The sequence below is a fragment of the Streptomyces altiplanensis genome (genome assembly GCF_053591575.1).
Genome location: NZ_JBSFUB010000011.1, coordinates 111281 through 123656, shown reverse-complemented (window position 1 = coordinate 123656; position 12376 = coordinate 111281). Strand labels below are relative to the sequence as shown.

Below are 12376 nucleotides of genomic sequence, written 5' to 3'. Positions count from 1 at the left end.
GACTGCGACCTGTGCGTCACGACAAAGCGCCGGTCCTCCCCGCTCCTGTACGGAGCGGCCGAGGACCGGCGCAGTGGCTCGCTACTTCGCGGCGGCAGCCTTGCCGAAGCGGGCCTCGAAGCGGGCCACGCGGCCACCGGTGTCGAGGATCTTCTGCTTGCCCGTGTAGAACGGGTGGCACTCGGAGCAGACCTCGGCGCGGACGGTGCCGCTGGAGATCGTCGAGCGGGTGGTGAACGACGCGCCACAGGTGCAGCTGACCTGGGTCTCGACGTACTCGGGGTGAATTTCGCGCTTCAAGGTGTCTCCTAGTTTCGGGAGGGCGCCGGGTCGCTCACGCGGATTGCGTGGACGTGAACCGGGGCCGACGTACCAGTCTGCCAGCACTGGCCGCATCTCCCAAAACCGGGGACGGGGCGGAACTATTCCCCGGCTTCCGCTCGTCCGCGGCGATCTCGTCCGCGGCGGCTACCCGCCCGCGACGATCTCGCCCGCGTCGCCCTTGTCGCCCGCGGAGTCCTTGGTCGCGGCGGCCGGCACGGGCCTGTCCTGGCGCAGCGCCTCCCAGACCTGCCGGGACTGGCGCTGGAGCGGGAGCACGCGGTTGAGGTCGGCCGGGTCGTACCGCACGGGCAGCGTCACCATGTTCATGTCGTCCGCGCCGATGCCCTTGAGGCTGCTCGCGAAGCCCGCCAGCTCCTTGACCGAGGCCAGGTCGGAATCGGTGGTGACGGTCTTGGTGGCGCTGTCGGCGAGGTCGTACAGCTTCTTGGGGCTGGTGAGGACGCCGACGTCCTTGACCTGGCCGATCAGCGCCTTCATGAAGGCCTGCTGGAGCTGGATGCGGCCGAGGTCGCTGCCGTCGCCGACGCTCTTGCGGGTCCGTACGAGACCGAGCGACTTCTCGCCGTCGAGGGTGTGCGTGCCGGGCTTCAGGTGGAGGCGGCTCTTGTCGTCGTCGATGGGCCGGCTGGTGGTGATCTCCACGCCGCCCAGATCGTCGATGAGCTTCTTGAAGCCGGTGAAGTCGACCTCGATGTAGTGGTCCATGCGGATGCCGGACATCTTCTCGACGGTCTTCACCGCGCAGACCGGGCCGCCCACCTCGTACGCCGTGTTGAACATCTGGTGCCGGCCGCCGGGGACGGTCCCGCCGCCGCTGTCCGAGGCGCACGCGGGGCGCTGGATCAGGGTGTCGCGCGGGATCGAGACGACACTGGCCTTCTTGTGGCCCTCGTACACGTGCAGGACCATCGCGGTGTCGGAGCGGGCGCCGCCCTCGTCCTCCCCGTACCGGGCGTTGTCGCCCGAGCGGGAGTCGGAACCGAGGACGAGGATGTCCATCGAGCCGTTGTCGACGTCGGCGGGGCGGTCGGTGCCGAGCCGGGTGTTGATGTCGATGCCCTTGAGGTTGCCGTCGAGCTTGAGGTACACGTAACCGAGACCGGTGCCGCCCAGCAGCACCACGCCCGCCGCGGCCCACGCGGTGACGGTCAGCGCCTTGGCGCGGCCGCTCCGTTCCTTCCGGCGTTTGCCGGTGCCCCGTATGCGGCTGCTCCTGCTCTGCTCGGCCATGTCTCTCCCCAGCCCTCGTTGCTTCCGGTACCCCCTGCCGTGGTGATCAAGCACGGTATGTCAGCACTTGTCAGACGACGGAACACCGTGAAGGGTTGCACAACGCCCTGTGGCCCCTGCTGGGGGCAGGGGCCACAGGGCGCGGGTGAGGAGACCGGGCGAGAGGGATGGGAAACCCCTCTCACCAGGGGTTTTCAGCCGAAGATGTTGTACTGCTGCCAGCCGGTTCCGATCTTGACGCGTGTGGCGAAGATCTCCGACGACGCCTTGCCGGTGCCCGGGTAGAGGTAGAGCGTGCCGCCGGGCGTACGGGCCAGGTAGTCGGCCTTGCCGTCACCGGTGACGTCACCGGCCGCGTCGAAGGCGTTGTAGCCGGTCCACGTACGGACCTCCTGCTTGGCGGCGAAGGCGGCGGTGCCGGACTTGCCCGTTCCCTTGTAGAGGAACATCTCCGACGTGCTGGACTTGCGCGCGATCAGGTCGGCCTTGCCGTCGCCGGTGAAGTCACCGTTGCCGCGCAGCGAGCTGAACTGGCTCCAGCCGGTGCCGACCTTGACGCGGGGCGAGAAGGTGCCGTTGCCCTTGCCCGGGTAGATCCACAGCGCGCCGCCGGAGTCCACGGACAGCAGGTCGGGCAGGGCGTCGCCGGTGACGTCGCCGGGAACGACGATCTGCTTCCTGGAGCCCCAGCCGGAGGCGATCTTCGTGTCGGCCCACTGCTCGGTGGACGGCACGTAGTGCGACCACCAGACGTCGCCGGACTTGGTCCGGATGATCATGTCCTCGTAGTCGTCCCGGTTCAGGTCCGTCTGGAGGATCACGTTGGCGGCGCTGTAGTCACCGGCCGAGACTCGCGTGGCGAACGAGGTGCCCTTGGACGCGTAGTAGTAGAGCGTCCCGTCGGACGCGCTGCGGCGGGCCAGGACGTCGGACCGGTGGTCATTGGTGAGGTTGGCGTCGTCGACGCGCGGGACGACGGAGCCGACGTACGAGCTGACCTTGGCGTAGACGCTGTACGCGCCCTTCTCCACGCAGTCCTCGATGCCCCACGAGACCACGCCGACGATCTTTCCGCCGACGACCAGGGGGCCGCCCGAGTCGCCGTTGCAGGCCGTGACCGTGCCGGTGTCCTGGCCGCTGGCGGGCTTGCCGGCGCAGACCATGTGGCCCTTGACGAACTCGTCACCGAGCTCCCAATCGGCGCACGTGGTGTCGGAGTTGATGGGCAGGCTCGCCTTGCGCAGCGTCGGCGAGATGTCGTTGTGGGTGGAGGAGGTGCGGCCCCAGCCGTAGACCGTGGCGGTGGTCCCCGGCTTGTACGACGTGGTGTCGTCCGACTTCGTGATGTTGATCGGCTTGGCCTTGACCGGGGCGGCCAGGGTCAGCACCGCGATGTCGTTGTCGAGCGTGTAGTCGCTGTACTTCGGGTGGTTCCACTGGCGCCAGACACCGGTGACGGCGCCGCCGTGGTCCGCGTCGGTCGCCAGCTTCTCGGTGCCGGTGACGACGACGCCCTTGCTCTTCCAGTCGGCGCCCTTGACGCAGTGCGCCGCGGTGAGGATCTTCGTCGGCGCGATGACGGCTCCGCCGCAGAAGAACGAGTTGTCGCCGTCCTCGTAGAAGAGCTGCGCCATCCACGGGGCCGACGCGATCGTGGTCGTCGTACCGCCGATGACCTTCGGGTCGATCGCCCCGCCCGAGGAGAACCTCGCCGCCTCGGACGGCTGCTCGGCCGTCTTGGCCGCGGCCGCGAGGCGCGCTTCCAGCTCCGCCTGGGAGGGCGAGCTGACGGCCGGCTTGATCGTGGGCGTGGGCGGCGGCACGGCGGCCTGGGCCGGAGCCACCAGCATCGCGCCGGCGACGGCGGCCGCGATCGCGGTGGCCGCGGCCGGCATGGCTATGCGCATCCGGCGGCGGTGCTTCCCGCCCTGCTTGCCAGAGATCACTCGGGACTCCTGATTCAGATGTCGATGAGGACGCCCCAAATGGATCCCCCCACCTGCGGCCGGATGATCGTACGGCCGACTCCCGTACACCAACAGCCACTTGTGGCCAACTAGTGAACACAACTTGGCAACATCTCCGCACGGAAACCCTCACAGAGGGACGTGCCGCCGGACACAGCAAAGCCGCCCCGTCACTTCCGTGACGGGGCGGCCGGTGTCGCGCTGCGGCGGTCAGTCGCTGCCGTTGCCCGAAGGGGTCGTCTTCGCGATCTGCATCAGGAACTCGGCGTTCGACTTGGTCTGCTTCATCTTGTCCAGCAGGAGCTCGATCGCCTGCTGCGAGTCGAGTGCGTGCAGCACCCGGCGCAGCTTCCAGACGATGGCGAGCTCTTCCGCGTTGAGGAGGATCTCCTCCTTGCGGGTGCCGGACGGGTCGACGTCCACAGCCGGGAAGATGCGCTTGTCGGCGAGCTTCCGGTCGAGCTTGAGCTCCATGTTGCCGGTGCCCTTGAACTCCTCGAAGATCACCTCGTCCATGCGCGAGCCGGTCTCGACCAGCGCGGTGGCCAGGATGGTCAGCGAGCCGCCGTCCTCGATGTTGCGCGCCGCACCGAAGAAGCGCTTCGGCGGGTAGAGCGCGGTCGAGTCGACACCACCGGACAGGATGCGTCCGGAGGCGGGGGCCGCGAGGTTGTACGCACGGCCCAGACGGGTGATCGAGTCCAGCAGGACGACCACGTCGTGACCCAGCTCGACGAGACGCTTCGCACGCTCGATGGCCAGTTCGGCGACGGTGGTGTGGTCCTCGGCCGGGCGGTCGAAGGTCGAGGAGATGACCTCGCCCTTCACCGACCGCTGCATGTCGGTGACCTCTTCGGGCCGCTCGTCGACGAGGACGACCATCAGGTGGCACTCGGGGTTGTTGACCGTGATCGCGTTGGCGATCGCCTGCATGATCATGGTCTTGCCGGTCTTCGGCGGGGCCACGATCAGGCCGCGCTGGCCCTTGCCGATCGGCGCGACGAGGTCGATGATCCGGGTCGTCAGGACGCCCGGGTCGGTCTCGAGGCGCAGACGGTCCTGCGGGTACAGCGGAGTCAGCTTCTGGAACTCCGGACGGCCGCGGCCGGATTCGGCCGCCATGCCGTTCGCCGAGTCGAGGCGGACGAGCGCGTTGAACTTCTCGCGGCGCTCGCCGTCCTTGGGCTGGCGGACGGCGCCGGTGACGTGGTCGCCCTTGCGCAGGCCGTTCTTGCGGACCTGGGCCAGGGACACGTACACGTCGTTCGGGCCCGGCAGGTAGCCGGAGGTCCGGATGAACGCGTAGTTGTCGAGGATGTCCAGGATGCCCGCGACCGGGATCAGGACGTCGTCGTCGGAGACCGGCGGCGCGTCGCTGCCGAACTCGTCGCGGCCACGACGGCCACGGCGGTCGCGGTAGCGGCCGCGGCGGCCGCGGCGGCCGCCCTCGAAGTCGTCGTCGTCCTGCGGGCCGCTGCTCTGGCCGCCGCCCTGACCGCCCTGGCGCTGCTGGCGCTGGCCGCCCTGGTCGTCGCCCTTGCCGCGGTCACGGCGCTCGCCGCGCTCCCCGCGGTCCTGGCGGTCGCCACGGTCACCGCGTTCCTGGCGGTCGCCCCGGTCACGCTGGTTGCCGCGCTCGCGACGGTCGCCACGCTGACCGCGCTCCTGGCGGTCGCCCCGGCGGCCCTCGGCGCCCTCTTGAGAAGGCGCCGTGACGGCGGTCTCGGACTTGGCCTCGGCGGACTGCGTGTCCGTCCTGGCTTCCGTCCGGTCGGCCCTGGCCTCGGCCTTCTCGGTCCTGAGCTCGGTCTTCACCTCGGTGGCGACAGCCGTCTCGGGGCTGCCCGCCTGGGCGGTGGCGCGGCGCCGGCGGCGCTCGCCGACCGGCTGGTCGTCTCCCCCACGCTCGGCTTCGCTCGCGCGGGAGGCGCCCCCATCGCGGGCGGGGCCCCCGGCCGGCTGACCGGGGATCTCGATCTGCTGCTGGGCAACGGCCTTCTCGGCGGCGGGCGCGGCGGCCGTGGCCGCAGCGGCCTCGTCTCCCGTACGCGCCTTGGAGGTGGCGCGGCGCTTCGGCTTGGTCTCGGCAGCGGAGCCGGCCTTCTCGGCGCTCTTCGCCGGGGCCGAGCCCCCTGCCTGCGCTTCCTTGATGACCTCGATCAGCTGGCTCTTGCGCATCCGCGCGGTGCCCCTGATCCCGAGGCCGGACGCGACCTGCTGCAGCTCGGCCAGGACCATGCCCTCGAGGCCGGTGCCGGAGCGGCGGCGCCGTACGGCACTACCAGTGGCAGCACCTGCGGCGGGCGCGGTGTTGTCGACATTCTTGTCGGCAGTCACGCCCATCAGATCGGTGGTGTCGCTCACGAAGGGTCCTTCCCTGGAGCGGACGTCGGCCTGTCTGGCTCGGCGACCGGTTGTGCTGTCCGACTGCGGTCTTGGTGAACCGTGCCGGGGCGGTGGTCCGCCGGATACGGCGGAAGAAATAAACGTGCTGGGGGTCCGGCTCTGTACATTGCCGGTTCCGGAGCGTGCTCGAAACTGCTCAGGCAGGCTGCTCAGGCAGTGGAGGAGGCTCCCGGAAGAATGGTGGTCCCGAACGGGGACACGATGCACCGCGCCACAAGGACGCCGGGTGCAGACTTGAGATTAACACTACCGGATCCAACAAATATTCCCCCTCTCGTTCACCGGCAATCGCGTGTCACTGGGAACCGAGCGGCAGAACGCTCGCTCCCGTGGCGTCGAGAGCCAGCCGGTTGGCCGCCCACCCCTCGCCCGCCAGCCGTGCGACCTTGTCCGCCGCACTGTCCTCGGTCAGCGCGAGCACCGTGGGGCCCGCGCCGGAGATGACCGCCGGGACGCCGTCCGCGCGCAGCCGGTTGACCAGGGCCAGGCTCTCCGGCATCGCCGGGGCGCGGTAGTCCTGGTGGAGCCGGTCCTCGGTCGCCGCGAGCAGCAGCTCGGGACGCCTGGTCAGCGCCTCCACGAGGAGGGCGGCGCGGCCCGCGTTGGAGGCGGCGTCCACATGGGGGACGGTGCGCGGCAGCAGACCCCGGGCGGTCTCGGTCAGCACCGGCTTTCCGGGGACGAAGACCACCGGAACGACGGAATCCGCAGGATCCATCCTGATCGCCCTGGCCGCTCCCCCGTCGGTCCAGGCGAGCGTGAAGCCGCCGAGCAGGCAGGCGGCTACGTTGTCGGGGTGGCCCTCGATCTCGGTCGCCAGCTCCAGCAGCGCGGCGTCGTCGAGCCGCGCGTCGCCGCCTATGGTCACCGCGCGCGCGGCGACGATGCCGGCGCAGATGGCGGCGGAGGACGAGCCCAGGCCCCGGCCGTGCGGGATGCGGTTGGCGCAGACGACCTCGAGGCCGCGCGGCTGTCCGCCGAGCAGGTCGAAGGCGGTACGGAGCGACCGTACGAGCAGGTGGCTCTCGTCGCGGGGCAGCGTCTCCCCGCCCTCACCTGCGATGTCGATGTGCAGCCCGGAGTCGGCGACCCGGACGACGACATCGTCGTACAGCCCCAGCGACAGGCCCAGGGCGTCGAAGCCGGGACCAAGATTTGCGCTGGTGGCGGGGACGCGCACCCTTACGGCGGCGGCGCGGAACGCGGGACCGGCCATCGCTCGACGACTCTCCTTGTGGGACTGCGAGATGGTGAGAACTGCGACATTGTGAAGGATGTATGAACACCCGAAGGCCATGACGGCAACAGCACCGCGGCATATGCGGCGGGGCGGGTGGGGTACAGCCTATCGAAGGAAGGTTCTGTGACGACATAGGGCGCACAGGAGGCGCACGATGCGTGTCGCGGGCCGTCCTGTGCGCCTATGTCTGGCCTTACGGGGTTTTACCCCGCCGGGCCCACGCCTACGCGAGGCCGAGGCGCTCCGCGGCGGTGACGGCGTCCACGGGCACCGTGACCGGCTGCGGCGCTCCGGCCACCGCCCAGTCCGGGTCCTTGAGGCCGTTGCCGGTCACCGTGCACACGATCCTCTGCCCCGGGTCGACCTTGCCCTCGTCGGCGGCCTTGAGCAGACCGGCGACGCTGGCCGCCGAGGCGGGCTCGACGAAGACGCCCTCCTGGGAGGCCAACAGGCGGTAGGCGGACAGGATCTGGCGGTCCGTCACCTCGTCGATGAAGCCGCCCGACTCGTCGCGCGCCGCGAGGGCGTACTGCCAGGAGGCCGGGTTGCCGATGCGAATCGCGGTGGCGACGGTGTGCGGGTCCTTGACGACCTCGCCGCGCACGATGGGCGCGGACCCGGAGGCCTGGAAGCCCCACATGCGCGGGGTGCGCGCGGAGATCCCGTCGGCGGCGTACTCGCGGTAGCCCTTCCAGTACGCCGTGATGTTGCCGGCGTTGCCCACGGGAAGCACGTGGATGTCCGGGGCGTCACCGAGCGCGTCGACGATCTCGAAGGCGGCGGTCTTCTGGCCCTCGATGCGGACCGGGTTGACCGAATTGACCAGCGCCACCGGGTAGTTGTCCGACAGGCTGCGGGCCAGCGTCAGGCAGTCGTCGAAGTTCCCGTCGACCTGGAGGATCTTGGCGCCGTGCACGAGGGCCTGGCCCATCTTGCCGAGCGCGATCTTGCCCTGCGGTACGAGGACGGCGCAGACCATCCCGGCACGTACCGCGTAGGCGGCGGCCGAGGCCGACGTGTTGCCGGTGGAGGCGCAGATGACGGCCTTCGCGCCCTCCTCCTTGGCGCGGGTGATCGCCATGGTCATGCCGCGGTCCTTGAAGGACCCGGTGGGGTTGGCGCCCTCGACCTTGAGGTGCACCTCGCAGCCCGTGCGCTCGGAGAGGACCTGCGCCGGTACGAGCGGCGTGCCACCCTCACGGAGCGTGACGACCGGCGTCGTGGCCGTGACCGGCAGACGGTCCCGGTACTCCTCGATGATGCCGCGCCACTGGTGGGTGCCGTTGGTGGTCATGGGTCCTTACTCCCCTTCAACACGCATGATGCTGGCGACACCGCGCACGGTGTCGAGCTTGCGCAGCGCCTCGACGGTCCCCGAGAGGGCGGCGTCGGGCGCGCGGTGGGTGACGACGACGAGGGATGCCTCGCCGCCTCCGTCCTGCCGGCTCTGCTGGCGCACCGTGTCGATCGACACGCCGTGCTCGGCGAAGACCATCGCGACCTGGGCGAGAACGCCCGGTTTGTCGGCCACATCGAGGCTGATGTGGTACCGCGTGACGACCTCGCCCATGGGGCTGACAGGAAGCTGGGTGTACGCGGACTCGCCCGGTCCGGTGGTCTTGGCGACCAGGTTCCGGCAGACGGCGACGAGGTCGCCGAGGACCGCGGAGGCGGTCGGAGCGCCGCCGGCGCCGGGGCCGTAGAACATCAGCTGCCCGGCCGCCTCGGCCTCGACGAAGACCGCGTTGTACGCCTCGCGGACCGATGCCAGCGGGTGGGTCAGCGGGATCATCGCCGGGTGGACGCGCGCGGTGACGGACTTGCCGTCGGCGGCGCGCTCACAGATCGCGAGGAGCTTGACGGTGCAGCCCATGCGCTTGGCGGAGGCGATGTCCGCGGCGGTGACCTCGGTCAGGCCCTCGCGGTGCACGTCGCCGATCCTGACCCGGGTGTGGAAGGCGATCCCGGCCAGGATGGCGGCCTTGGCGGCGGCGTCGAAACCCTCGACGTCGGCGGTGGGGTCGGCTTCGGCGTACCCGAGGGCGGTGGCCTCGTCGAGCGCCTCGGAGTAACCGGCTCCGCTCGTGTCCATCCTGTCGAGGATGAAGTTCGTCGTCCCGTTGACGATGCCGAGGACGCGGTTGACCTTGTCTCCGGCGAGGGACTCGCGCAGCGGCCGTACGAGCGGGATGGCGCCGGCGACGGCGGCCTCGTAGTACAGGTCCCGCCCGTGCTCCTCGGCGGCGGCGTGCAGGGCCGCGCCGTCCTCCGCGAGCAGTGCCTTGTTCGCGGAGACGACGGAGGCGCCGTGCTCGAAGGCGGTGGTGATGAGGGTGCGGGCGGGCTCGATGCCGCCGATGACCTCGACGACGACGTCGATGTCGCCCCGTTTGACCAGGGCGGTCGCGTCGGTGGTGACCAGTGCGGGGTCGATGCCCTCACGGACCTTGGAGGGGCGCCGCACCGCGACCCCGGCCAGCTCGACCGGGGCCCCGATGCGGGCGGCGAGGTCGTCGGCGTGCGTCGTCATGATGCGCGCCACCTCTGAGCCGACCACACCACAGCCCAGCAGCGCCACCTTCAGCGGACGCGTACGCATCATCCGACCTACGCCTTTCATCAGCACAGCCTTCTCTTGCTCGAGTGTGAACCAGTCTCACTCACCGGACGGGAGTTTCTGCCCCCGGTCCAGATTGCGAGACATCTATTTCATCACCCGACATCGAGACGCAGGAGATCTTCCTCCGTCTCGCGCCGGACGATCACGCGCGCCCCGCCCTCGTTGACGGCTACGACGGGCGGACGCAGCGCGTGGTTGTAGTTGCTCGCCATGGACCGGCAGTACGCACCGGTGGCGGGCACGGCGATGAGATCACCGGGCGCGAGGTCGGCGGGCAGGAAGGCGTCCCTCACGACGATGTCGCCGCTCTCGCAGTGCTTGCCGACGACGCGGGTGAGCATCGGCTCGGCGTCGGAGGTCCGCGACACGAGGGCCACGCTGTACTCGGCGTCGTAGAGCGCGGTGCGGATGTTGTCCGACATGCCGCCGTCCACGCTCACGTACGTACGCAGCCCCTCCAGGGGCTTGATGGTGCCGACCTCGTAGAGCGTGAAGGCGGTCGGCCCGACGATGGCGCGTCCCGGCTCGACGGAGATGCGGGGGGTGGCCAGCCCGGCGGACTCGCACTCGCGGGTGACGATCTCGGTGAGCGCCTTGGCAATCTCGTGCGGCTCGCGGGGGTCGTCCTCGGAGGTGTACGCGATGCCGAGACCGCCGCCGAGGTCGATCTCGGGCAGCTCGACGCCGTGCTCGTCGCGTACCTCCGCGAGCAGCTGCACGACGCGGCGCGCGGACACCTCGAAGCCGGCCATGTCGAAGATCTGCGACCCGATGTGCGAGTGGATGCCGATGAGCTCGAGCCCGTCGAGCCGCAGGGCGCGGCGGACCGCTTCCGCAGCCTGCCCGTCCGCGAGCGCGATCCCGAACTTCTGGTCCTCGTGGGCGGTCGCGATGAACTCGTGCGTATGGGCCTCGACGCCGACCGTCACGCGGATCTGGACGCGCTGGCGCCTGCCCTGGCTCTGGGCGATGTGCGCGACGCGGACGATCTCCTGGAAGGAGTCGAGGACGATCCGCCCGACACCGGCGCGTACGGCCTTCTCGATCTCTTCGGCCGACTTGTTGTTGCCGTGGAAGGCGATGCGCTCGGCGGGCATGCCCGCGTCGAGGGCGGTGGTGAGCTCCCCGCCCGAGCAGACGTCCAGGTTGAGCCCCTCCTCCTGGAGCCAGCGGACGACGGCACGGGAAAGGAACGCCTTGCCGGCGTAGAACACGTCGGCGTCCTGCCCGAAGGCGTCGGCCCAGGCCCGGCACCGGGCACGGAAGTCGGACTCGTCGAGGAAGTAGGCGGGCGTGCCGAACTCCTCGGCGAGGCGGCTCACCTCGATGCCGCCGACGGTGACGACACCGTCGTCGTTGCGGCGGACGGTACGCGCCCAGACCTTCTCGTCGAGGGCGTTGAGGTCGGTGGGCGGGGCGGAGTAGTGGCCCTCGGTGAGGACGTCGGCGTGGCGGGGCCCGGCGGGGTGTGCGGAACGGCTCATGGTCCTTCTGTCTCTCTCACAGATGTTCGGGTGCGCTGATGCCGAGCAAGGACAGGCCGCCGGCGAGCACCGTCCCGGTGGCCTCGGCGAGGGCCAGCCGGGAACGGTGGGCGACCGAGGGTTTCTCGTCACCGCGGGGCAGGACGGAGTGCGTGTCGTGGAAGCGGAAGAATGCCTCCGCCACCCTGTCCAGGTGCCGTGCGAGCCGGTCGGGCGCACGGTGGCGGGCGGCGGCTTCGAGGGCGGCGGGGTAGTCGGCGAGGGCGCGGAGGAGCGCGGCGCCGCTCTCTGTTTCCGCTGTTTCCGCTGCGTCCCCTCCTCTTCCCGCTTCTCCTCCGGTCTGTCCCGCCCGGAAGCCGAGGGCGGTGGCGTTGCGGGTGAGGGCGCGGGTGCGGGCGTGGGCGTACCGCACCCGGAAGAGGGGGTTGGTCTCGCGCTGCACGAGGAGGTCTTCGGGGGCGGGGACGGCCGTGGGCCAGATGAGGCTCCAGGCGGCGGCGTCGCGCCCGAGCCGGGCGACGGGGGCTGCGCTCCCGTCGCTCTCGGCGTCTTCCATTTCCGTTTCGGTTCCCGTACCCGTACGCGCACCCGTCGCACTCGCGTCACGGGCGACGCTCGCGCTGCGGATGACGCTCACGCTACGGGCGACGCTCGCACCCATCGCATGGAGCAGCCGGGCCACGGCGTCGTCGCGGAGGCCGGGCCCGACCCGGACGACTTCTCCGGCGAGCACGGCCCCGTGCCCGTACGCACGGCCCCGCGTCAGGATCGTACGTACGACAGAGGTGTGCACGTCGTGAGCGAGCGTGAAGTTCAGGAACCCCGGCCCGGTGACCTCGATCCCGGCGATGGAGGCGTCGGTGACGAGGAGGCCGCGGAGGATCTCGGCGACCTCGCGGGCGGGGAGGCCGGCGGGACCGGCGAGCTTGAGGGCGACGTTGGTGGCGTAGTCCCCGCGGCCGCCGGGCCGCGGCCGCTCGACGACGGCCCGCTCCGGCACCTGCGCCCGCAGCACGTCCTCGTCGACGGCGCGACGCACGGCGCGCAGCACGGTACGGGAGAGCTCTGCGGGGGTCACGGGACA

The 12376-nt window shown here is 70.6% G+C and carries 9 protein-coding genes; all 9 read right to left on the bottom strand.

Features of this window, described 5'->3' with window-relative positions:
• Window positions 1-81 precede the first annotated feature (81 nt).
• A complete protein-coding gene (gene rpmE, locus ACWD0Y_RS08280; protein WP_028813220.1) occupies window positions 82-300 on the bottom strand; it encodes a 50S ribosomal protein L31 in 219 nt (72 codons plus the stop codon).
• Window positions 301-468: 168 nt separating this feature from the next.
• Window positions 469-1575 carry an LCP family protein gene (locus ACWD0Y_RS08275; protein WP_450259580.1) on the bottom strand — a complete coding sequence of 369 codons (1107 nt, stop codon included), beginning with the start codon at window positions 1573-1575 and terminating at the stop codon, window positions 469-471.
• 194 nt (window positions 1576-1769) lie between these two features.
• A complete protein-coding gene (locus ACWD0Y_RS08270; protein ID WP_450259605.1) occupies window positions 1770-3482 on the bottom strand; it encodes a trypsin-like serine protease in 1713 nt (570 codons plus the stop codon).
• A gap of 270 nt (window positions 3483-3752) precedes the next feature.
• Window positions 3753-5906 (bottom strand): transcription termination factor Rho, encoded by a 2154-nt coding sequence (gene rho, locus ACWD0Y_RS08265; RefSeq protein WP_450259579.1) that lies wholly within the window; start codon window positions 5904-5906, stop codon window positions 3753-3755.
• 337 nt (window positions 5907-6243) lie between these two features.
• Complete coding sequence (gene thrB, locus ACWD0Y_RS08260; RefSeq protein WP_450259578.1) at window positions 6244-7164, bottom strand: homoserine kinase; 921 nt, start codon at window positions 7162-7164, stop codon at window positions 6244-6246.
• A 247-nt stretch (window positions 7165-7411) separates the two neighbouring features.
• Window positions 7412-8482 carry a threonine synthase gene (thrC, locus tag ACWD0Y_RS08255; protein ID WP_093799035.1) on the bottom strand — a complete coding sequence of 357 codons (1071 nt, stop codon included), beginning with the start codon at window positions 8480-8482 and terminating at the stop codon, window positions 7412-7414.
• Window positions 8483-8488: 6 nt separating this feature from the next.
• A complete protein-coding gene (locus tag ACWD0Y_RS08250; protein WP_450259604.1) occupies window positions 8489-9790 on the bottom strand; it encodes a homoserine dehydrogenase in 1302 nt (433 codons plus the stop codon).
• Between the two features lie 110 nt (window positions 9791-9900).
• A complete protein-coding gene (lysA, locus tag ACWD0Y_RS08245; RefSeq protein ID WP_450259577.1) occupies window positions 9901-11292 on the bottom strand; it encodes a diaminopimelate decarboxylase in 1392 nt (463 codons plus the stop codon).
• 16 nt (window positions 11293-11308) lie between these two features.
• Window positions 11309-12370: an ArgS-related anticodon-binding protein NrtL gene (gene nrtL, locus ACWD0Y_RS08240; protein WP_450259576.1), complete on the bottom strand. Its 1062-nt coding sequence runs from the start codon at window positions 12368-12370 to the stop codon at window positions 11309-11311.
• Window positions 12371-12376 lie beyond the last annotated feature (6 nt).